This is a genomic window from Brevundimonas vesicularis (assembly GCF_900445985.1).
GTDB classification, from domain to species: Bacteria; Pseudomonadota; Alphaproteobacteria; order Caulobacterales; family Caulobacteraceae; genus Brevundimonas; species Brevundimonas vesicularis_D.
This window is the reverse complement of record NZ_UAQP01000005.1, coordinates 1349959-1370736: the sequence shown is the minus strand read 5'-3', so window position 1 is coordinate 1370736 and position 20778 is coordinate 1349959. Positions and strand designations below refer to the sequence as shown.

Annotated in this window: 19 protein-coding genes and 1 riboswitch; of the genes, 12 read left to right on the top strand and 7 right to left on the bottom strand. The window is 67.1% G+C overall.

Features of this window, described 5'->3' with window-relative positions; genetic code table 11:
- Positions 1–12 precede the first annotated feature (12 nt).
- A complete protein-coding gene (locus tag DT343_RS06875) occupies positions 13–3228 on the top strand; it encodes a discoidin domain-containing protein (RefSeq protein ID WP_112862245.1) in 3216 nt (1071 codons plus the stop codon).
- A 153-nt stretch (positions 3229–3381) separates the two neighbouring features.
- Here the strand turns inward: DT343_RS06875 and DT343_RS06870 are convergent, their stop codons facing one another.
- A complete protein-coding gene (locus DT343_RS06870) occupies positions 3382–4470 on the bottom strand; it encodes an ABC transporter ATP-binding protein (protein ID WP_112862244.1) in 1089 nt (362 codons plus the stop codon).
- A 171-nt stretch (positions 4471–4641) separates the two neighbouring features.
- Here DT343_RS06870 and DT343_RS06865 point away from each other — a divergent pair, with 171 nt between their 5' ends.
- Together DT343_RS06865 and DT343_RS06860 are read left to right on the top strand one after the other, a co-directional pair.
- A complete protein-coding gene (locus DT343_RS06865) occupies positions 4642–7260 on the top strand; it encodes a TonB-dependent receptor plug domain-containing protein (protein ID WP_112862243.1) in 2619 nt (872 codons plus the stop codon).
- Positions 7261–7328: 68 nt separating this feature from the next.
- Positions 7329–8045, top strand: a complete 717-nt coding sequence (locus DT343_RS06860; RefSeq protein ID WP_112862242.1) for a hypothetical protein — start codon at positions 7329–7331, stop codon at positions 8043–8045.
- 299 nt (positions 8046–8344) lie between these two features.
- On the opposite strand, the gene DT343_RS06855 is transcribed toward DT343_RS06860, so the two are convergent.
- The 3 genes from DT343_RS06855 to DT343_RS06845 are packed head-to-tail and all read right to left on the bottom strand — an operon-like array spanning position 8345 to position 11166.
- Positions 8345–9091, bottom strand: coding sequence for an acyl-CoA thioesterase (locus DT343_RS06855; protein ID WP_258522513.1), 747 nt, complete (start codon positions 9089–9091; stop codon positions 8345–8347).
- Positions 9088–10149, bottom strand: a complete 1062-nt coding sequence (locus DT343_RS06850) for a methionine synthase (protein ID WP_112862241.1) — start codon at positions 10147–10149, stop codon at positions 9088–9090. Before DT343_RS06850 ends, DT343_RS06855 begins: the two co-directional genes overlap by 4 nt.
- Before the next feature lie 30 nt (positions 10150–10179).
- On the bottom strand, positions 10180–11166 hold the full coding sequence (locus DT343_RS06845; protein ID WP_112862240.1) for a DUF1852 domain-containing protein: 987 nt from the start codon (positions 11164–11166) through the stop codon (positions 10180–10182).
- Positions 11167–11274: 108 nt separating this feature from the next.
- Positions 11275–11482, bottom strand: a riboswitch (cobalamin riboswitch).
- 121 nt (positions 11483–11603) lie between these two features.
- Here DT343_RS06845 and DT343_RS06840 point away from each other — a divergent pair.
- A complete protein-coding gene (locus DT343_RS06840; protein WP_112862239.1) occupies positions 11604–11951 on the top strand; it encodes an ArsC family reductase in 348 nt (115 codons plus the stop codon).
- Here the strand turns inward: DT343_RS06840 and DT343_RS06835 are convergent.
- Both DT343_RS06835 and DT343_RS06830 read right to left on the bottom strand, forming a co-directional pair.
- Positions 11944–12753 (bottom strand): endonuclease/exonuclease/phosphatase family protein, encoded by an 810-nt coding sequence (locus DT343_RS06835; protein WP_112862238.1) that lies wholly within the window; start codon positions 12751–12753, stop codon positions 11944–11946. The two genes, DT343_RS06840 and DT343_RS06835, sit on opposite strands and share 8 nt — an antisense overlap.
- Positions 12754–12760: 7 nt before the next feature.
- On the bottom strand, positions 12761–13000 hold the full coding sequence (locus DT343_RS06830; protein ID WP_017506104.1) for a DUF2188 domain-containing protein: 240 nt from the start codon (positions 12998–13000) through the stop codon (positions 12761–12763).
- A 175-nt stretch (positions 13001–13175) separates the two neighbouring features.
- Between DT343_RS06830 and DT343_RS06825 the strand changes: the two genes are divergently transcribed.
- The 8 genes from DT343_RS06825 to DT343_RS06790 all read left to right on the top strand — a co-directional run bounded on the left by DT343_RS06825 (position 13176) and on the right by DT343_RS06790 (position 19856).
- On the top strand, positions 13176–13571 hold the full coding sequence (locus DT343_RS06825; protein WP_112862237.1) for a DUF6249 domain-containing protein: 396 nt from the start codon (positions 13176–13178) through the stop codon (positions 13569–13571).
- Positions 13572–13595: 24 nt separating this feature from the next.
- The gene (locus DT343_RS06820; RefSeq protein WP_039245240.1) at positions 13596–14153 is read left to right on the top strand and encodes an RNA polymerase sigma factor; all 558 of its coding nucleotides are present in this window, start codon (positions 13596–13598) and stop codon (positions 14151–14153) included.
- Positions 14143–14559 carry a hypothetical protein gene (locus DT343_RS06815; RefSeq protein WP_112862236.1) on the top strand — a complete coding sequence of 139 codons (417 nt, stop codon included), beginning with the start codon at positions 14143–14145 and terminating at the stop codon, positions 14557–14559. The genes DT343_RS06820 and DT343_RS06815 overlap by 11 nt, the downstream gene beginning before the upstream one ends.
- A gap of 69 nt (positions 14560–14628) precedes the next feature.
- The gene (gene panB / locus DT343_RS06810) at positions 14629–15465 is read left to right on the top strand and encodes a 3-methyl-2-oxobutanoate hydroxymethyltransferase (protein ID WP_112862235.1); all 837 of its coding nucleotides are present in this window, start codon (positions 14629–14631) and stop codon (positions 15463–15465) included.
- A 79-nt stretch (positions 15466–15544) separates the two neighbouring features.
- A complete protein-coding gene (locus DT343_RS06805; RefSeq protein WP_112862234.1) occupies positions 15545–16330 on the top strand; it encodes a tetratricopeptide repeat protein in 786 nt (261 codons plus the stop codon).
- Between the two features lie 26 nt (positions 16331–16356).
- Positions 16357–17739: a PQQ-binding-like beta-propeller repeat protein gene (locus tag DT343_RS06800; RefSeq protein WP_112862233.1), complete on the top strand. Its 1383-nt coding sequence runs from the start codon at positions 16357–16359 to the stop codon at positions 17737–17739.
- 31 nt (positions 17740–17770) lie between these two features.
- On the top strand, positions 17771–19390 hold the full coding sequence (gene der, locus DT343_RS06795) for a ribosome biogenesis GTPase Der (RefSeq protein WP_066625896.1): 1620 nt from the start codon (positions 17771–17773) through the stop codon (positions 19388–19390).
- Positions 19391–19394: 4 nt separating this feature from the next.
- The gene (locus tag DT343_RS06790) at positions 19395–19856 is read left to right on the top strand and encodes an NUDIX hydrolase (protein WP_112862232.1); all 462 of its coding nucleotides are present in this window, start codon (positions 19395–19397) and stop codon (positions 19854–19856) included.
- A 3-nt stretch (positions 19857–19859) separates the two neighbouring features.
- Here the strand turns inward: DT343_RS06790 and DT343_RS06785 are convergent, their stop codons facing one another.
- Positions 19860–20738 (bottom strand): AraC family transcriptional regulator, encoded by an 879-nt coding sequence (locus DT343_RS06785; RefSeq protein ID WP_220116491.1) that lies wholly within the window; start codon positions 20736–20738, stop codon positions 19860–19862.
- Between the last annotated feature and the right edge of the window lie 40 nt (positions 20739–20778).

Below are 20778 nucleotides of genomic sequence, written 5' to 3'. Positions count from 1 at the left end.
CTGCGAGTTTCGATGCGTAACCTCCTGCTGGCCGCCGCCTCGGTCCTGACCCTCGCCCTGGCCGCGCCCGCCATCGCCCAGGAAACGCGCGTTCTCGACAGCATGGACGATGCGACGCGGTGGGAGGCCAGCGCCTCAACCGACGTTCACGCCGCCGTCTCCGCCGTCGCCGGCCATGACGGGCGAGCGGTAAGGCTCGACTACGATTTCGACGGCAAGGCGGGCTATGCGGTGCTCAGCCGGCCGCTGCCGTTCGACCTGCCCGAGAATTACGAGATCAGCTTCTGGGTGCGGGGCGCCGGGCCGACCAATACCTTCGAGGTCAAGCTGACGGACGCCTCGGCCGACAATGTCTGGTGGAAGCAGACGGCGCGCTACGACTTTCCCGACGGCTGGACCCGGTTCGTGATTAAACGCCGTCAGGTCTCCAAAGCCTGGGGACCAAGCCCTGAAACCATCCTGCGTCGCGCCGAGCGGGTCGAATTCGTCGTGGTCGCGGCCGAGGGCGGCAAGGGCTCGGTCGAGATCGACCAACTGACCCTGCGCGCCCTGCCGGTCGAACCGCCGGTTCCACCACAGCCGATCGCCAGCGATCGACGAACGGCGTCGACCGCCGCCAACGCCGTCGATCTCGACCCGAAAACCGCCTGGACCCCGCCGGTGGGCGAGGCCTCGGCCCTGACGCTGGACCTGGGTTACGAGCGCGGGTTCGGCGGCCTGACCCTGCGCTGGGGCGAGCGGGGCGCGGCGAGCGACTATCGCGTTTCGGCCTCCCTGGATGGGCGCGAGTGGCGGCCGCTGACGACGATCACGGGCGGCAATGGCGGCGTCGATTGGCTGCGCACGCCCGAGGCGACGGCGCGCTGGCTGAGGCTGGAGCCGCTGAAGCCCGTTCCCGCCTCCGACGTCGTCGGTTCGTCCGGCGCAGGCCAGCGGCTGGGGGCGGCCCAGGCGACGACCTATGCGCTGAACGAGATTGAGGTCGAACCCCTAGCCTTCGGCGCCGACCCCACTGTCTTCGTCGAGGCGGTTGCGAAGGAAAATCGGCGCGGCCTTTACCCGCGCGGCTTCTCCGGCGAGCAGTCCTATTGGACCCTGGTCGGTGTCGATGGGGGCGGCGAGAGCGGGCTGATCGGCGAGGACGGCGCCATCGAACTGCGCCGCGCCGGACCCAGTATTGAACCCTTCGTCGTTGACAACAGCCGGCTGATCACCTGGGCCGACGTCAATATCGAACAGGGGCTGAAGGACGGCGATCTGCCGATCCCGTCGGTGACCTGGACCGCCGACGACTGGACGCTGAAGATCACCAGCTTCGCCGACGGACCGGCCGATCAGGCGCAGCTGTGGGGCCGTTACGACCTGACCAACACCTCCAGCCGGCCGCGCACCCTGACCCTGGCCCTGGCCGCGCGGCCAATGCAGGTGAATGCGCCGCGTCAGTTCCTCGCCATTCCCGGCGGTGTCAGCCCGGTGGAGACGATCGGCTGGGACGGCGCCGAACTGAAGTTGAACGACACGGTGCGGGTTCAGCCGCTGGCGGCACCGGATCAGGTCGCGCTGGCGACCTTCGACGCCGGCAGCGATCCGCAGTCCCTGATCCTGCCGTCCGCGCGCCGACCGGCCGCCGAGGTCATGGCGACGACCGACGCCACAGGTTTGGCCGCCGGCGCCCTGACCTATGAGCTGACGCTGCAACCCGGAGAGACGCGCACGGTCGGATGGGTGTCGCAGCTATCCGGCGACGCTTTGGCGCCCGAGCCCGTGGGGCAGGCGGCGGCTGTGCTGGGTGCGGTCGAGGCCCGGTTAGCTGCCGAATGGCGCGCGAAACTGGATCGGGTGGATCTGACCCTGCCGCCAGCCGCCCAGCGGATCGAGGACGCGCTGAAATCTTCGCTGGCCCATATGCTGATGTCGCGTCAGGGGCCGATCCTCCAACCTGGAACCCGCAGCTACAACCGTTCTTGGATCCGCGACGGGGCCATGATGGCCGAGGGGCTGAACCGGCTGGGCATGGCCGAGCATTCCGCCGACTATCTGCGCTGGTACGCCCCCTATGTGTTCGAGAACGGCAAGGTGCCGTGCTGCGTCGATGCGCGCGGCGCCGATCCGGTGCCCGAGAACGACAGCCACGGCGAGTTCGTCTTCCTGGCCGCCGAGACCTACCGTTACACCAAGGACGAAGCCCTGCTGCGCCAGGTCTGGCCGCAGGTGCAAAAGGCGATCGCCTATATGGACGAGCTGCGCGCCTCGACCCGGACGGCGGCCTTCCAGGCGCCGGACCAGCGTCACTTATATGGCCTGCTGCCGCCGACGATCAGCCACGAGGGTTATTCGGATAAGGCGGCCTATTCCTATTGGGACGATTTCTGGGGGCTGCTGGGCTACAAGGACGCGGTCTTCATCGCCGAAACGCTGGGTGATGCGGAAGCTGCGGCTCGCTATGCGGCGGCGCGGGATCAGTTCGCCGCCGACATCCGGGCGTCGATCACGGCGACGGCGGCCCATCATGGCATCGACTGGATCGCGGGCGCTGCGGACCGGGGCGATTTCGACGCCACCTCGACCACCATCGCCCTGTCGCCGGCGGGCGAACAGGATAATCTGCCGCCTGAGTTTCTGGCGCGAACCTTCGATCGCTACTGGGAAAACTTCCAGAACCGGCTGACTAACCGCACGGCGTGGAAGGACTATACCCCCTACGAATGGCGGCTGGTCGGCGCCTATGTGCGGCTGGGTCAGAAGGACCGAGCGCTGGATGTGCTGGACTTCCTCATGGCCGACCGCCGACCCGAGGCCTGGAACGGCTGGGCCGAGGTGGTGGGCCGCGAAAAGCGCGAGCCACGCTTCATTGGGGACATGCCGCACGCCTGGATTAGCTCGGACTATATCCGCTCGGCGCTGGATCTGTTCGCCTATGAGCGTGACCGCGATCACGCTTTGGTTCTGGCGGCGGGCGTGCCGGAGGCGTGGCTGGACACCGCCGAGGGCGTCGGCGTGCGGGATCTACGCACCGCCTATGGGCCGCTGACCTACGCCTATCGCAAGGAACGCCAGGGCTACGTCCTCACCTTGGGTGACGGCGCCACGCCGCCGGGCGGCTTCGTCCTGCAATGGCCGGCGGGGCAGGGGCGGCCGGAGCGCGTTCGGATCGACGGTCGTGCGGCGACGTGGTCGGGCGGCGAGCTGGTCATTACGGCAGGGGCGCGGCTGGTGGAATTGCGCTGACTATCTGCGTCCTTCTCCCATTGGGAGAAGATGGCGCGAAGGGCCGGATGAGGGTCAACCGGTGGATAGGTGGCTGCAGCGACCCTCACCCTTTCGCGCAAGGTCGTTCGCTACGCTCTCGGGCGCTCAAGCCCTCTCCCAACGGGAGAGGGATCAGAGGCGGCTGAAGGCCTTGCCGGTCGCGTCGAACAGGTGGGCTTGTTTCGCGGGCACGTGCAGCGTCAGTCGCTCGCCCGCCTTCGCCCGCAGTTCGCCCGCCAGCTGAACCGTCAGCGTGTCTGGCGTCGCCGGATGTTTCAGGTGCGCCATGGTGGTGGCGCCCAGGGTTTCGACGAACATGACCTCGGCGCTCAGGGCGTCGCCGTCGTCGTTGAGGGTGAGATGCTCGGGACGGACGCCCAAAGTGACGGCATCGCCGGGCTTGGCGGAGGCGGCGTCCACCGCGACCCGGATCGTCTCGCCGGCCGTCGTCTTCACCGTCGCGCCGGTGGCCGACGCTTCGACGACCTCGCCTGTCAGCAGGTTCATCTTCGGACTGCCGATGAAGCCGGCGACGAACAGGTTGGCGGGGTGTTCGTAAAGCTCCATCGGCGCGCCGACCTGTTCGATCCGCCCGGCGTTCAGCACCACGATCCGGTCGGCCAGGGTCATGGCCTCGACCTGGTCGTGGGTGACGTAGATCATGGTGGTCTTCAGCTCGGCGTGCAGCCGCGCGAACTCGTAGCGCATCCGCACGCGCAGGGCGGCGTCCAGGTTGGACAGGGGCTCGTCGAACAGGAAGACCTCGGGCTCGCGCACGATGGCGCGGCCGATGGCGACGCGCTGGCGCTGCCCGCCCGACATGGCCTTGGGCTTGCGATCCAGATAGTCGGTGATGCTGAGCGCCTCTGCCGCGGCACGCACGCGGCGATCAATTTCGCCCTTGTCCGTCTTGGCCAGCTTCAGGCCGAAAGCCATGTTCTCATAGGCCGTCATGTGCGGGTAGAGGGCGTAGGACTGGAACACCATGGCGATACTGCGGTCGGAGGGCGACAGATCGTTGACCACGCGGTCGCCGATCAAAACCTGGCCTGTCGTCGCCTCTTCCAGACCGGCGATGGTGCGCAGCAGGGTGGACTTGCCGCAGCCCGAGGGGCCGACGAAGACCACGAATTCGCCGTCGACGATCTCCAGATCGACGCCCTTCAACACCTCGACGGCGCCGAACGCCTTCTTCACGTCGATCAGACGGACGTTCGCCATGCTTCCTGCTTCCCTGACCTGTTTTGTTTTGCCGCACCGTAACCGGTTACATGGCGGGATCAATGGCGCAGGATGTCTCGCGCCCAACTGAAATTGCAAAACTGCAAAATTAAGCTTTCGCAAAATCGAAGCGCTGGATAGAAGCCGCTGCCAATCGCGGGAAGCATCCGAATGACGCAACGCAACTTCTTGATGGCGACAGTCTCGATCGCCTGGCTGGCGACGGCTGCGGCCGCCCAGGCCCAGGAGGCGTCGCGCGTGGGCGATGTGGTCGTCACCGGCTCCCGGATCGCCGGCGGCGAGCGGATCGCCCCGGTAGAGACTGTGGCCCGCGAAACCATCGCCGCCGCCGGCATCGCCGATGCCTCTCAGCTGGTCCGGCTGGTCACGGCCAACTCAGGCTCGGAGGCCCAGGTCGATCAGCTGAACCAGCCGCAGAGTTCGGGCACCGCCCAGTTCAACCTGCGCAATCTCGGCCTCGGCTCGACCCTGGTTCTGGTGGACGGCCAGCGCTGGACAAATAGCGCCGTGGTGGCGACGGACGGCTCGGGCTTCGTCGACATCAACTCGCTGGTTCCTATGATCGCGCTTCAGCGGGTCGAGGTGGTCAAGGACGGCGCCTCGGCGGTCTATGGCTCGGACGCGGTGGCAGGCGTGGTCAACTTCATCACCCGGCGGGGCGTGGACCGCCCCGAGGTCAGCGCCAAATACGCCGTAGCCGACGGATCGGAAGAGAGCGTGATCGAGGCGCTCGGCGGGTTCGGCCTGCTGGGCGGAGACCTGACGCTGGCGGCCTCGCATTTCCATCGTTCGGCCCTTGGGTCGGACGAGCGGGACTTCACCCAGGCCGGACGCTATGGCCGCGCGGCCTGGACGGCCGTAACCAGCTATGGCCAGCCCGGCTCATATTTCCGACCCAGCCGCAATGGGTTTTCGCCCGATCCGGCGTGCGGCGATCCGGCGTTCGGCAGCGCCTATCTGAACTCGCCCACAGACGCCTTCTGTCGGCTGGACTATTCGGACTTCTTCGATCTGGTCCCGGAGGAGACGCGCACGCAGCTTTTCGCGGATTACCGGCGGCCGGTGGGCGACATGACCTTGTCGCTGCAAGGGGCGTGGTCGGCGACGAACACCATCGCGCGCCAGTCGCCGTCGCTGCCGATCCTGGCGCGGTCGCTGACCGTGCCGGCGAGCCATCCGGACAATCCGTTCGGCGAGGCGGTGCTGTTCCGGGGGCGTCTGCTGGGGGCGGAAGCCGGCGCGTCGCAGGCCGAGTTCGACTATCGCACGTGGCGGCTGGCGGCCGGGCTGGATGGGCGCTTCGGCCATGGCTGGACCTGGAACTTGTCGGCGACCAGCAGCCGTCAGCATGTCGCATACGATAAGCCCGACACCATCGGCAGCGCCTTGCAGAATGCGCTGAACGGCCTGGGCGGGGCGGGCTGCAATCCCGCGACCGGAACGCCCGGCGTCGGCCCCTGTCAGTATTTCAACCCGTTCGGCAGCGCCTATCTGGGAACCGGGACGGCCAACAGCGCCGCCCTGATCGACAGCCTGATCGGCTCGACCGGCCTGCGGGGCGCGGCGACCCTGACGACGGCGGACGCCTCGACCAGCGGCGAGGCCCTGGCCTGGGCCGGCGGATCGGTCGATGTCGCCGTCGGCGCTCAGTATCGCCGCAGCGGCTTCCGTCACGACTGGAGCGATCTGGTGAACCGGGGCGACCTGCTGACGGCGGGCGTGTCGCCGGATTTCGAGGGCGATCAGGAAGCCCTGGCCGCCTTCGCCGAAGCCCGCCTCCATCTGGGCGACCGGATCGAGGCGCAGCTGGCCGGGCGCTACGAATCCTACGACGGCAACGAGGGCCGGTTCAGCCCCAAGGCCGCGATCCGGTGGGACGTCACCGACGCCCTGGCCCTGCGCGCGTCGTGGGGGCAGGGGTTCCGGGCGCCGTCGGTCTATGCCCAGTCGGGGGCGCAGGCGTCGCAGCCGTCGGTGTTCGACCGGGGCGCGTTCGTCTTCGTCAACACCCTGACCTCGGGCCGGGCCGACCTGAAGCCCGAGAAGTCCGAGAGCCTGAACCTGGGCGCGGTATGGACGCCGATAGAAGGGCTGGAGCTGGGCCTGGACGCCTGGCGGTTCGACTACGCCGATCAGGTGGTCAAGGAGTCGGCCCAGGCCATCATCAACCAGGCGGCGGCCGATACGGCGGCGGGGCGCACCGGCACGGAGGCCCAGAGCCGCATCACCCGTTCGGCCAGCGGCGCCCTGACCTCCGTGCAGCTGTATTTCGTAAACGCCTCGTCCATCGAGACGCAAGGCATCGACCTGTCGGGCCGCTATCGGCGCGGCCTGTGGGGCGGGGAGGCGACGGCCTCGGCGACCTGGACCTATGTGGACGCCTATGACATCCGGCTGGACGCGTCGGCCGCGAAGGTGTCGGGCGTCGGTTCGACCAACCTGAACAACATTGGCCGGTCCCTGCCACGCAATCGCGGGGAGTTCGCCCTGGGCTGGAGCGGCGGGGCGAACGCGGTGACGGCCCTGGTCCATTATACCGACGGATACGCCAATGACCGCAGCGGCATCACCGACGCCAGCATCGCCAGCCAGACGACGGTCGACCTGCTCTACAGCCGCACGATCGGCGCTGACCTGGATCTGTCGGTCGGGGTGGTCAATGTGGCGGACAAGGCGCCGCCGCTGGCGCAGTTCGCCCTGGGCTATGACCCGGTCGTGGCCGACCCGCGCGGACGGGTGGTCAGCATTGGCCTGAGCAAGCGGTTCTGACCAAGCGGTTCTGATCGGCGGTTGCGCGGTCAACCGGGCGGTGTATGCATCCCCAAGGGGAGAATCCGATGACCGACGGCGAGACGACGCGCAAACAGGCGTTCAAGGACCTGTCCGAGGATACGCTGGGCTTTGGCGGCGCGGAGGTGCGGACCGCGCGCGACCTGCTGGTCCGGCCCCGGCTGGTGCTTCAGGCCTGGATGATCGAGGGACCGACGGGCGGCGGGCGCTACGCCAAGCCGCTGAAGCTGTATCTGGCGCTGAACGCGATCCTGATGCTGGTGGTCTTCCTTCGCGGCGGTTTGAGCTTCTATCTGGAAAGCATGCCGGCCGATGTTCTGAACCCCCTGCTTCAGGAAGCGGGCAAGTCGCGCGACGTCTTCATGTCGGACGCCGACGGCTGGATGTCGCTGGTGGCCGTGCCGATCATGGCGCCGCTCTACGCCCTGGCGGCCATGCCGCTGTTTCGCCTGTGGGACGCCGAGGACCTGGGCCTGAGACGCGGGTTCAGGGCCGCCTTCGCCTATCTGAACGCCTGGACCGTGCCGATGCTGCCGCTGGCCTGGTTTATGTTCAGCCCCGGCCCGCTGGCCGCAGCGTGCAGCCTTCTGATGCTAGTGCTGGGCATCGTGGCCTTCATGCGGATGGGGCGGGGACGGTGGTATCGGGGCGTGGTCCCCGGCCTGGCCAAGGCCTTCGCCGTGATGATCGCCATCGGCCTGTCCAGCGTCATCGCGACCTTCATCGTCATGGTCATCGGCGTCTTCGCCGGATTTGCGGCCTAGACGGTCGCCCGACAAAAACACCGTCTAATTCGTCTAATTCGTCTAAAATCAGCGTCAGAGCGAAACGGCGCCACGCCCAGAAATGGCGAGCAAAGTGCAAGATCGTGCAGTTTCAGAGCGCTGCTGTTTTCAAAGACCCGTTGACATCATTATCCGGCTCTGACGCATGTCCGGTCGATTGATGCGCCGGCCCTTCAAGTCCTTGATTTCGCGTGAGATCATCTATCGAAATGGTATGGGGAGATGGGTCGGAATGGCGACGCGTTTTTTCCCTGCGTGAGAGCTTAGCCGCAGTCGCTTCATAACCTTGCCGCCGGTTTTGGCTGTCCCTCGGCATCGACGGCCACCATGACGAACTCGGCCGTGGCGGAACGCCGCCGTTCTCCCGTCAGGAGGCGTTCGGCCCAGAGTTGCACCTCGACCGAGACTGAGCTGCGCCCGACCATCTTTACGCGTGAGACCAGTTCGACCATGTCGCCGGCGTCGATCGGGGCCTTGAAGTCGATGCGGTTGGTCGCGGCCATGACCATGACCTCGCGCGCATGGCGGGTCGCCGTGACGAAGGCGGCCTTGCCCATGAGCTTGAGCGCGTCGCCGCCGAACAGAGTACCGTAGTGGTTGGTCGTGCCGGGGAAGACCATCTCTGCGGTCCTCAGCCAACCGTCGTCCGCTTCGCCTGCCTCATCGAGCGGCGCCAACGGTTGATCATCGTCCGCCGGCCTCAGTGCGACCATGTTGAAGGCCCCGCGCGTGCACAGGCGGCGCTCGCCGCTCAGCAGGCTCTCGGCGTGTAGTTCGACTTCGACGCCTAGGGACGAGCGCCCGATCCGAACGACGCGGCCGACCGCCTCGACCATTTCGCCGATCCGGGCCGGAGCCGCGAAATCGATCCGCTCGCATCCGGCCGTGACCACGGCCCGTCGCGCGTGACGGCTGGCGGCCAGAAAGGCGACCTTGTCGAGATGGGCCAGACCAACCCCGCCGAACAGGGTGCCATGGTGGTTGGCGTCGCCGGGGAACACCATGTCGATCAGGCGCACTCTCACGGCTCGCACCTTTCCGCGCCGTAGTAGAGGTCGCGGGACAGTTCCTCGCGCACGATCTTGGCGCCGGCGCTCAAGGCGCGCAGCTTGCCGTTGGCGACCCGGCGCGACAGGGGCGCCATACCGCAGTTGGTGGCCGGATAGAGTTTATCGGCGTCCACGAACTGAAGCGCCTTGCGCAGGGTGTCGGCCACCTCTTCGGGCGTTTCGATCGTGTCGGTCGCGACGTCAATGGCGCCGACCATCACCTTCTTGCCCCGGATCAGTTCGATCAGATCCATCGGCACGCGCGCGTTCTGGGCTTCTAACGAGATGATGTCGATGCTGGAAGTCCGCAGCTTGGGGAAGGCCTCTTCGTACTGCCGCCATTCCGAGCCGAGGGTCTTCTTCCAGTCGGTGTTGGCCTTGATGCCGTAGCCGTAGCAGATGTGGACCGCCGTTTCGCACTTCAGCCCCTCGGCCGCCTTCTCCAGGGTCGCCACGCCCCAGTCGTTCACCTCGTCGAAGAAGACGTTGAAGGCGGGCTCGTCGAACTGGACGATGTCGACGCCGGCGGCCTCCAGTTCGCGGGCCTCCTCATTGAGGATTTTGGCGAACTCCCAGGCCAGTTTTTCGCGGCTGCCGTAATGGTCGTCATACAGGGTGTCGATCATCGTCATCGGCCCGGGCAAGGCCCATTTGATCGGCTGGTCGGTCTGGGCCCGCAGGAACTTGGCGTCCTCGACGAAGACCGATTTCGGCCGGCTGACGGCGCCCACGACGACCGGGACGCTGGCGTCATAGCGATTGCGGATTCGCATGGTCTTGCGGTTCTCGAAGTCGACGCCGTCGAGGTGTTCGATGAAGGTCGTGACGAAATGCTGGCGGGTCTGTTCGCCGTCGCTGACGATGTCGATGCCGGCCCGGCGCTGATCGTCCAGCGACAGGCGCAGGGCGTCCTGCTTGGCCTCGATCAGGTTATCGCCCTGCAGCTTCCAAGGCGACCAGAGCGTCTCGGGCTCGGCCAGCCAGACGGGTTTGGGCAGGCTGCCGGCGGTGGAGGTCGGGAGGAGGGTTTTCATGAGGGGAGGCTCTGGACTCTGGGGAACTGATCAGGCGGCGGCGAAGCCGGCCGACCATTGGTCGAGGCGGGCGCGGTGCGGCTTGATGAACCGCTCCTCGACGAAACGGCCCTGCTCGATGGCCAACCGACTGCGCTCGTCGCGGTCGTAGACGATGCGGGTCAGCGAATAGTCCTGCGCCTTCAGGCTGGGCTGATACTGCTCGGTCGCCGGGGAGTTGGCGTTGTAGATCTCGGGCCGATAGATCTTCTGGAAGGTCTCCATCGTGGCGATGGTGCTGGCCAGTTCGAGGTCGGTGTAGTCGCCGGTCAGGTCGCCGATATGGTACAGGGCGAACGGCGCCACGCTGCCCGGTGGCATGAAGTAGCGGACCTTCATCCCCATCTTCGCGAAATACCGATCGGTCGGCGAGAAGGCGTCGTTGGCGTATTCCAGACCCAACACGGGATGGTCGAAGCCGGTGCGGTGATAGGTCTTGTTGCTGGAGACGCTGAGGCAGATGACCGGCGGCTTGGCGAAGTTGTCGCGGTAGACGCCCGACGCCAGAAAGTGCCGGAACAGCTTGCCGTGCAGATCGCCGAAATCGTCCGGCACGCCGCCGTTCGGATGCGCCTTCAGGTGTTCGGGCAGCACCACGCTGAAGTCGTAGTCGCGGACGTAGGAGGAGAAGTTGTTGCCCACGATCCCATCGATTCGCCGGTTCGTCTCCTTGTCGATGATCGTCGTCTGCAGGATTTCGATCAGCGGAAAGGCGTCGTCGCGCTCGAAGCAAAGGCTCATCTCGACCGAGACGATCTGAAGCTCCAGCGCATAGCGATCGCCCCTCGGATTGTCGTGGTGCGCCAACGAGTTGAAGCGGTTGTCGATCATCCGCAGGGTATTGCGCAGATTGTCCCGGCGGCTCTCGCCTCGCGCCAGGTTGGCGAAATTGGTGGTGATCCTCGTCGTCTCGGCGGGACGATAGTCTTCGTCGAGCGCGGTCCGCTTGATCCTGAATGTGAAGTCGGTGCTCGCCATGGTCTCTGCCGTTGATGCTGTGGCGAGACAGCGGACAGGGACGCGCGACCGCTCGCGCGCAGTCGTCCCGTCGCGGCGTTCATGCGACCTGGCCGGACACCCCGCCGGAGGACGTTATCTGTCGGGGCAGGTCTCCTGGCTCACGGGTCACGGCTTCGGGTCCGGCCTTCCCAACGTCAGACGACGTCAGTGACACGAAATGGACCTTCGGCTCGCCGCTCACAGTTGCGGGGGCAGCGCCGGCATCACACCGGCTTCCCTCTTAGCTCCGCGTCGCCCGAGGGCGACACGCAGAACCTCGACGCCCCATACAACGGCGAGCTGGGGGACAAGTCAAGAAACATATAAGGATATCGTTATATGTTTCGCCCTATGTCGAGCGACATGGAGGTCGGGTATAGCTGCGGTTCGACACCGGCTCCGAGACCCCCCCCGCAATGACCTACACCCTATACGGCATTCCCAACTGCGACACGGTGAAGAAAGCCCGGGTCTGGCTAGAGCAGCAGGGGGTCGACTACGTCTTCCACGACTACAATAAGGCCGGGGTAGATGCGGGGCGGCTGGGCCAGTGGATCGACGAGCACGGTTGGGAGACGGTGCTGAACCGGGCCGGGACGACCTTCAAGAAACTGCCGGAAGCCGACAAGGCGGACATCGACAGGTCGAAGGCGATCGCGCTGATGACGGCCCTGCCGTCGATGATCAAACGGCCGGTGCTGGATCTGGGGGATCGGCGGCTAGTGGGGTTCAAGCCTGAGGCCTACGCGGCCGCGCTTACCTGAGCCGGACGGTCGCGGCGACGCCGAAGTGGTCGGACGGGTATTCGCCGTTGGTCGGCGTATCGCCGAAGCGGCGGGCCTCGCCGGGGATGAAGGCGGCCTGTTCGACGAAGATGTGGTCGATGACGCGCTCGGGGTGACCCTTGGCCGGGTTCAGGGTGGTCGTGACCGCGCCGCGGGGTAGGGCGCTGAAGAAGCGGGGGCCCGTCAGGGTCGCCAGGCCTGAATCCTCTTGCGTCGCATTGAAGTCGCCCATGACGATCAGGGGCGTGCCGTCCTGCGGCAGCCAGCCGAGCAGGGATGCGATCTGGCGGGCGCGGACCGGGCCGGCGTCCTGTTGCCACGCCAGATGGGTGACGACGACATCGACAGGGCGACCCTGGACCGCGACGCGAAGCCGAAGCGCGGTGCGGAAATCGTCAAGCGGCTCAAGCTCGGTCGAGGCCTCGGCCAGAACCGGCAGGCGGGTCAGCAGGGCGTTGCCATAGCGACGCGGGGCGCCCTCGGCGTCGGTCGAGACGAAGGCGACATGATAGCCGCCCAGTTCGCGCGCCAGCATCCGGGCCTGATTCTCAAGCCCGACGTTGGCGTCCTCCAGCACCTCTTGCAGGGCGATGACGTCGGCGTCCTGGGCCTTCAGGGCGGCGATCAGCAGCGGACGACGGGCGGGCCAGTCCCCGAGATTGTGCCAGATGTTGAAGGTGACGAGCTTCAGCTCTGTGGGCGTCTTAGCCTTTGGGGCCGTGGCGCAGCCTGCCAGCGGCGCGAGGGCGGCGGCGGCCAGCAGGGTGCGACGGTGGATCATCTCGGCCTCAGCCCTCGACGTCGGTCGAGGGGCGGTCGTGGCCGTCGGCGCTCTCGGTGACCCATTCGCCGGCGGCGGTTTCGTATTCGATGGCGGCGGTCTGGTCCGGCACGCGCTGCTCGCGCGCGGCGCGCACGGCGGCGGCCTTGGCGTCGTCGTGGCTGGCGAAGGTTTCGGAATAGGTGTCGCCGGACTTGTAGGCCCAGCCGCCGTCGTGTTCGACGATGCGATAGGTGACATGGGCCATGGGATGCGCTCCTGAGGTTGATGAGATGGGACCCTAGACCGAACCGGCGGCGGCCGAAACGGCGACCTTACGAAGATTTCACCTAACGCCGCGCATCCGTTGAGACGTCGGCCAGCCTCTTGTGATCAGAAGGCCGCCGCATCAGGCTGCTGCAACGGTTCAAGGGAGACCCTTCATGGAAGACTTCATTCCGATCTTCGCCATCTTCGCCGTCTTCGGCTCGATCACGGCCATCGTCTTCGGCCCGCAGGTCCTCAAATATCGCGAGAAGCGCGATATGCAGGAGACCATCCGCCATGCGGTGGACAAGGGCCAGCAACTGCCGCCCGAACTGATCGACGTCCTGACCAAGGACGTGCAGAAGAGCCTGCCGTCGCGCACCAAGGACATCCGGCGCGGCGTCATCTGGCTGGCGTCCGGCATCGGCATCGCGGCCTTCTCGGTCGTCAGCGAACTGGGCGGCGGTTTCAACGGCAACCTGGACAGCGGCCTGCTGGGCATCTCCTGCATTCCCGTCACGATCGGCCTGGCCTTCATCGTGCTGAGCTTCTTCAACAAGGGCGCGGACTGACCACGGCGGGCGGGGGAAGCTCTGATGAGCAAGTCTCTACGCGACTTCCACGATGTGGAGCTGGCCGCCCAGGCGGCGGCCGGCGGTCGGCGGGAGTATGGCGAGCTGGTGCGTCGGCACGGGTCGGCGGTGCGGGGGCTGCTGCGCCGGATGGGGGCGACGCCGTCCCTGTCCGACGACGTGGCGCAGGACGCCTTTCTGCAAGGGTTCCAGCGGTGCGCGGAGTTTCGCGGGCAGGGGACGTTTGCGGGCTGGATCAAGAAGATCGCGGCGCGGCTCTATCTGAAGCGGGTGGCCAAGGAGGCGCGCTACGTCGCCGAGATCGAGGCCGATCAAGCGGATGTGGTCGTCGACCGCGGCGGTCTGATGGACCTGGACGAGGCGTTGAAGACGCTCAGCGAGACCGAGCGTGTCTGCGTCTCCCTGTGCCACGGCGCGGGGATGTCGCATCCGGAAATCGCGGCAGCCATGAATTTGCCGCTTGGCACGGTGAAATCGCATGTCAAACGTGGTCTGGATAAACTCCGTGCGCGGCTTCAACCGGCGCACGGCTCAGGCGGGAGGTCGGTCCATGTCGGCTGACGAATTCGATCCGATGATCGAAAGGCTGTTCGCCCAGGCGCCGAGCCTGCCGGACGAGGCCCTGTTCCTGGCGACGGTCAAGGCGCGCATGGAGACGCGGTCGCGCTGGCGCGCCCTGACCCTGACGGCGGCCGGACTGATCGGCGGCGTGCTGGCGGTGCGCGAGGGGGTGAACATCAACTTCACCGCCGACGGCGACACGACGCTGGCGCAAGGCCTCCGGGCGGCAGCCGCCACGGCGCAGGGCGCGGCGCAATCGGGCCTGGACGGATTAGGCCTGCAAGGTCTGGGCGTCGGGTCGCTGGATGTGATGAACGGCTCGGGCATGATGGCCTTCTGGATCGTCGCCGGCGCCCTAGTCGCTCTGATGGCGGCGGGCGTGGCGAAGCTGTCGCAGGACGTGTGAGGGCGGCTGCAAGGGTGACACCGGCGGGGCAGGGGCCTATCTGACCCCTTCACGTCAGGAGGCCCGGCGATGTCCGTCCACACCCAAGAGAGCGTCAAACGCATCACCGTGCCCGACATCGCGGGGCGCAAGGGCGGCGAGCCGATCGTCTGCCTGACGGCCTATGACGCGCCGATGGCGGCCCTGCTGGATCCGCACTGCGATGTGCTGCTGGTCGGCGACAGCCTGGGGATGGCGGTGCACGGCCTGCCCAATACCGTGGGCGTGACGCTGGAGATGATGATCATGCACGGGCAGGCCGTCATGCGCGGCGCCAAACGGGCCATGGTGGTCGTGGACATGCCGTTCGGCTCCTACGAGGGCGGCAAGGAGGTCGCCTACGCCAACTGCGTGCGGGTGATGAAGGAGACGGGCGCCCAGGCGGTGAAGCTGGAGACCAGCATCGAAATGGCCGAGATCGTCGCCTTTCTGGTCAAGCGCGGCATTCCGGTCATGGGCCATGTCGGCCTGCGGCCCCAGGCGATCCTGGCCGAAGGCGGGTTCAAAGCCAAGGGCCGGACCGAGAGCGAGCGCGACCGGGTGCTGGCCGAGGCCAAGGCCGTCGCCGATGCCGGCGCCTTCTGCATCGTCATCGAGGGCGTCGCCGAATCGCTGGCGCGCGAGATCACCGAGACAATCGACGCGCCCACCATCGGCATCGGCGCCTCGGCCGCGTGCGACGGTCAGGTGCTGGTGGTCAACGACATGCTCGGCCTGTTCGACTGGACCCCGAAGTTCGTGCGCAAATACGCCGATCTGCGCACCGAGATCGACCGGGCGGCCGCCGCTTTCGCCAGCGATGTGAAAACCCGCCGTTTTCCTGCCGAAGTCGAGACCTACTTCTCGAAAAAGCCGGCTTCGCAGTAACGGACGACGTTGCGGGCGGGGAGCCGACCTTCTAGGGTCCGCGCCGGTTTGCATTTCGCGATTTTGGGGCGACGTTTCAGTGGTTGATGTCTTCGAGCAGGTCGAGGAGGAGCTTCGCTCCGACAAGTTGAAGCGCCTGGCCAAGACCTGGCTGCCCGTTTTCGGCGTGGTGCTGGTCGTCGCCCTGATCGGCGCCCTGGGCTGGTGGGGCTGGGACAGCCTGAACTCCAACAAGGCCGCCAAGGCCGCCGAAGCCTATGATCGCGGCATGGAGGCCCTGCGCGCCGACAAGCCGATGGACGCCCGCGCCGCCTTCGAGGAAGCGATCAAGGAAGGCAATGGCGCCTACAAGGTCCTGGCCCTGCAGCAGCAGGCCGGCCTGGCCGTCAGCGCCAACAAGTTCCAGGACGCGGTTCGCCTGTTCGACGAGGCCGCCAAGGCGTCCAGCGATCCGATCCTGTCGGACCCGCCCGCCCTGAAGGCCGCCTTCCTGGTCATGGACACCGCGCCGCTGGCCGAGATCGAAAAGCGCCTGACGCCGCTGGCCGAAGACAAGCGCCCGCTGCACGCCTTCGCCCAGGAAGCCTTGGCCCTGGCGCGCCTGCAACACGGCAAGACCAAGGAAGCGCGTGAGGCCTTCGTGCTGCTGCAACTGGGTCAGGACGTGCCGGACTCGATCCGTCAGCGCGCCCAGATCGCCGTGGAATCCATCGACGCTGGCACCGCAGCCGCCATCAAGCCCATCATCGACGCCGCCGCCAAGGCGACCCCGCCGGCCGCCGGCGCTGCGAACGCGATGACGCCCTCGGCCGCCCAGGCTGCTCCGGCCCAAGCTGCTCCCGCCGCCGCGCCGGCCGCCCAATAGTGACGACCCCTTACAGGACGCCCCCGATGAACCGAGTTCTGAAAGTCGCGCTGATCTGCGGCGTCGCCGCAACGATGGCGTCCTGCGGCACCGTGCGCCGCAACCTGCCGTTCGGTCTGGGCGGCGGCAAGGAAGACGCCGGCGCGACCGCCTCGGCTGGCCAGCGCATCTCGGTGCTGGAGTTCGAACAGAGCCTGTCGCCGTCGGCCGCCCTGTCGGGTCGCGACTTCTTCCTGCCGGGTCCGCAGGCCGTGACGGCCTGGACGCAGCCGGGCGGCACGTCCGAGAACTTGGTCGAGCACGTCATTGCGGCGCCGAACTTCCAGATCGCGTGGAAGCGGGGCGTCGGCTCGGGATCGGCTCACGTCGGCAACGTCATGGCCCCGATCGTGGCCGCCGATGGCAAGATCTTCGTGCTGGACGGCGAATCGACCGTTTCGGCGGTTTCGGCCGACACCGGCGCGATCCTGTGGAAGGCCAACGTCAAGAACGCCGATCGTGACCGCAACGGCGGCTTCGGCGGCGGCGTCGCCGTGGGCGGCGGCAAGGTCTTCGTCTCGTCCGGCTATCGTTCGATGACGGCGCTGGACGCCAACACCGGCGCGGTGGTCTGGACCCAGCAGGTGGACGCCCCGATCCACGGCGCCCCGACCGTCTCGGGCAATCGGGTCTTCGTCGTGGACGTGGACAGCCAGCTGTTCGCCTTTGACGCCAACACCGGCGCCCAGGACTGGACCTATCGCGGCATCGCCGAGCCGGCGCGCGTCATGCGCGCCTCCAGCCCCGCCGTCAGCGGCACGACCGTCGTCGCCCCGTTCGCCTCGGGCCAGCTGGTCGCGCTGAGCGCCCTGAACGGCCAGGCGGTGTGGGAAGAGACCCTGTCACGCACCAGCCGCACCAGCGCCCTGTCGGAAGTCCGCGACGTGGCGGGCCGTCCGGTCATCAGCCGCGGCATGGTCTATGGCGTCAGCCACTCGGGCGTGATGTCGGCGCTGGACCTGCGTTCGGGTCAGCCCAAGTGGCAGCTGCCGGTGACGGGCGTGAACGCGCCCCTGCCGGTTGGAGACGCCGTCTTCGTGGTGTCCAAGTCGGGTCAGCTGATCACGGCCAACCGTGACACGGGCCAGATCTACTGGACGCGCGAGCTGAACGAGGGCCGCGAGCGCCGCGAGGGCGGTTTCCTGACCTTCGGCCGTCGCACCCTCCGCCCGCAATGGTCGGGACCGCTGCTGGCCTCCAACCGTCTGGTGATGGTCAATTCGTTCGGCGAGGCCGTCGCCTTCGATCCGAAGACCGGCGCGGCGCAGACGACGCTGAAGCTGGGCGCGCCCGCCTATATCGCACCCGCCGCCTATAATGGCGCGCTCTATGTGCTGACCGACAACGGCCAACTGATCTGCATCCGCTGATTTTCAGCCCAAACTAAGCTAGAAGGCCGACATGGCTCTGAAGGTCGCCATCGTCGGCCGCCCCAATGTGGGCAAATCGACACTGTTCAACCGCCTCGTCGGCAAGCGCCTGGCGCTCGTCGACGATCGCCCCGGCGTGACCCGCGACCGGCGATACGCCGATGGCAACATCGGCGATATGGACCTGACGCTGATCGACACGGCGGGATACGAGGACGTCACCGACGACAGCCTGGAAGCCCGCATGCGCGAGCAGACCGAGGCCGCGCTGGACGACGCCGAACTGGTCATGTTCATGATGGACGCCCGCGAGGGCGTGACGTCGTTGGACCGGATCTTCGCCGAGCGCCTGCGTCGGGTGCACAAGCCGATCATCCTCTTGGCCAACAAATCCGAGAGCCGCGAAAGCGGCGGCGGCGTCGGCGAGGCGCACGCCCTGGGATTCGGCGAGCCCGTCGCCATCTCGGCCGAGCACGGCGAGGGAATGGCCGATCTGTACGCCGCCATCGTCGCGGCCTCGCAGGACATCTTCGTCGAGGAGATCGACGAGCCGGACAAGCCGATCCGCATCGCCGTCATCGGCCGTCCGAATGCGGGCAAGTCCACCCTGATCAACCGCCTGATCGGCGACGACCGGCTGCTGACCGGGCCGGAAGCGGGCATCACGCGCGACTCCATCTCCGTCGATTGGCAGTTCGAGGGCAAGAACATCCGCCTGGTCGATACGGCCGGGATGCGTCGTAAGGCGCGGGTGCAGGAGAAGCTGGAAAAGCTGTCGGTCGCCGACACCATCCGGGCCATCACCTTCGCCGAAGTCGTCATCCTGATGATGGACAAGGACGACGCCTTCGACACCCAGGACCTGCAGCTGGCCGATCTGGTCGAGCGCGAGGGCCGCGCCCTGGTCTATGTCGCGTCGAAGTGGGACCTGGAGGACGAGCCCCAGTCCCGCATGGCCAAGCTGAAGGGCATGGCCGAGGACAAGCTGCCGCAGCTGAAGGGTTCGCCCTTCGTGGCCCTGTCGTCGCACAGCGGACGCGGCGTCGAACGGCTGATGCCGGCGGTGCTTCAGGCCTATGACACCTGGTCCGTCAAGGTGAAGACCAAGGACCTGAACACCTGGCTGTCCATGGCGACCCAGCGGCACCCGCCCCCCGCCGTGGACGGCAAGCGGATCAAGCCAAAATACATCGCCCAGACCAAGGCCCGCCCGCCGACCTTCGTGTTGATGGCCAACCGCGCCGAGTCGATGCCGGAGCATTACAAGCGCTATCTGGTCAACTCGATCCGCGAGAGCTTCGACCTGCCGGGCACGCCGATCCGCCTGAACGTCAAGTCCAGCGGGGTGAACCCCTATGCCGAGGGCGGCGCCAAGTCCGGGCCCGAACGCTACAAGGGCGACGCCAAGACCGCGCCGCGCCGCGTCAAGAAGGCCGAGAAGGAAGAGGCCCTGTCCAAACTGCCCGGCAAGGCGCTGGAGCAGAAGAAGACCCGCAAAGCCCAGCCCAAGATTCTGGGCGGGTTGAAGTCCAGCGCGTCGAAGAAGGCCGGTTCGTCCGTGGCGATCCAGAAGGGCGCGCGTGGCGGCGCCCGCCAGGTGTCGCGCTCGGGCCGGATCCGCACGGGCCAAAAGGGCGGCGCCAAGAAGTGACGGCGTGAGCAAGGCCGAGTGCGCGCTTCCCGCCCGGCCCACCTCGCGTTGGCTGATCCTGGACGGGCAGGGGCGGGTGCTGCTGTTCCACTTCGTGTTTTCCGAAGGACCGCTCGCCGGCACAGCCTTCTGGGCGACGCCCGGCGGCGGGTGCGAGGCCGGCGAAACCTATGAGGACGCCGCGCGCCGCGAACTGTTCGAAGAGACGGGCCTATTCGTCAACGATCCCGGCGATCAGGTCGCCCAGGTCCGCGTCAGCTTCCGTCTGCCCGATGGCCGGATGGCGGATGTGGATCAGAGATTCTTCCTGCTGCGTACCGAGGCGTTCGACCTGTCTTCCGCAGGCTGGACTGTGGAAGAACAGGGGGTTCTGGTCGATCACCGCTGGTGGAGCGTCGCCGACATCCGCGTTTCGGCCGAGACGATCTGGCCGGCGGAACTGGCGGATATCCTCGGTACGCTCTGAGGCTCAGTTCATCATCAGGCTTTGACGCATGCGGGCGGCGTCTCGGCCGGGCGGCAGGCCGAACTGGCGGGCGTATTCGCGACTGAACTGGGACGGGCTGTCATAGCCGACGGCGAAGCCGGTCTCGGCCGCGCCCTCAACGCCCGTCAACAGCCGGGCGCGGGCTTCGCGCAGCCGCAACTGCTTGTGGAACTGCAACGGGCTCATGGTCGTCACGGTGCGGAAATGCCGGTGGAACGTCGACAGGCTCATGCCGGCCATGTCCGCCAGAGTCTCTAGCCTGACCGGTTCGGCATAATGGGCGCGGAGCCAGTTGATGGCGCGATTGACGCCTGACAGGCGGCTTTCGGCCGAGCCGATCTGGCGCACGGTTGCGGCGTGCCGGCTGTGGAGCAGGCGCCAGATCAGCTCGCGTTCGATCATCGGCGTCATGACGGCGATCTCCTCGGGCCGGTCCAGAAGGCGCAGCAGGCGCGCCATGAGCTCGAGCAGGTCGTCCTCCAGCGGTGTGACATGGATGCCGGTCGGTGGCGGCTGGTCCGAGGGGGCGGGGACGTCGATCTCCAGCATCAGGCCGGCGATGGCGGCGGGGTCGAGGTCGAAGCTGAGGGCGCGATACGGCGCCTCGACGATGCTGCCGCACACTGGCAGTTCGGCGGACACCACCAGGCAATCGCCCGCGCGATAGGAATAGACGGTCTCGCCCAGGATCGTCTGTTTGGCGCCGCACACGACCAGGCAAAGCATCGGATCATAGGCGACGGGGACCACCCGCGTCTGCGCGTCGCTGCCATACAGGCGCAGACCGGGCACGGGCGATCGTGACAGATCAGGCGGCGCGTGACGCGCAACGATGTCGGTCATTTCGGGCAAGAGGCTCATGACGGCATTCAGCGCCGGTCACCGGCTATTCGCAAGCGGG

Excerpts from the sequence above, each read along its gene's own strand:
- DT343_RS06840 (WP_112862239.1), top strand. The coding sequence starts at position 11,604 with ATGACCTACACCCTATACGGCATTCCCAACTGCGACACGGTGAAGAAA.
- DT343_RS06785 (WP_220116491.1), bottom strand. The coding sequence starts at position 20,738 with ATGAGCCTCTTGCCCGAAATGACCGACATCGTTGCGCGTCACGCGCCG.
- DT343_RS06815 (WP_112862236.1), top strand. The coding sequence starts at position 14,143 with ATGTCGGCTGACGAATTCGATCCGATGATCGAAAGGCTGTTCGCCCAG.
- DT343_RS06835 (WP_112862238.1), bottom strand. The coding sequence starts at position 12,753 with ATGATCCACCGTCGCACCCTGCTGGCCGCCGCCGCCCTCGCGCCGCTG.
- DT343_RS06875 (WP_112862245.1), top strand. The coding sequence starts at position 13 with ATGCGTAACCTCCTGCTGGCCGCCGCCTCGGTCCTGACCCTCGCCCTG.
- panB (WP_112862235.1), top strand. The coding sequence starts at position 14,629 with ATGTCCGTCCACACCCAAGAGAGCGTCAAACGCATCACCGTGCCCGAC.
- DT343_RS06800 (WP_112862233.1), top strand. The coding sequence starts at position 16,357 with ATGAACCGAGTTCTGAAAGTCGCGCTGATCTGCGGCGTCGCCGCAACG.
- DT343_RS06865 (WP_112862243.1), top strand. The coding sequence starts at position 4,642 with ATGACGCAACGCAACTTCTTGATGGCGACAGTCTCGATCGCCTGGCTG.
- DT343_RS06845 (WP_112862240.1), bottom strand. The coding sequence starts at position 11,166 with ATGGCGAGCACCGACTTCACATTCAGGATCAAGCGGACCGCGCTCGAC.
- DT343_RS06820 (WP_039245240.1), top strand. The coding sequence starts at position 13,596 with ATGAGCAAGTCTCTACGCGACTTCCACGATGTGGAGCTGGCCGCCCAG.
- DT343_RS06860 (WP_112862242.1), top strand. The coding sequence starts at position 7,329 with ATGACCGACGGCGAGACGACGCGCAAACAGGCGTTCAAGGACCTGTCC.
- der (WP_066625896.1), top strand. The coding sequence starts at position 17,771 with ATGGCTCTGAAGGTCGCCATCGTCGGCCGCCCCAATGTGGGCAAATCG.
- DT343_RS06825 (WP_112862237.1), top strand. The coding sequence starts at position 13,176 with ATGGAAGACTTCATTCCGATCTTCGCCATCTTCGCCGTCTTCGGCTCG.
- DT343_RS06830 (WP_017506104.1), bottom strand. The coding sequence starts at position 13,000 with ATGGCCCATGTCACCTATCGCATCGTCGAACACGACGGCGGCTGGGCC.
- DT343_RS06870 (WP_112862244.1), bottom strand. The coding sequence starts at position 4,470 with ATGGCGAACGTCCGTCTGATCGACGTGAAGAAGGCGTTCGGCGCCGTC.
- DT343_RS06850 (WP_112862241.1), bottom strand. The coding sequence starts at position 10,149 with ATGAAAACCCTCCTCCCGACCTCCACCGCCGGCAGCCTGCCCAAACCC.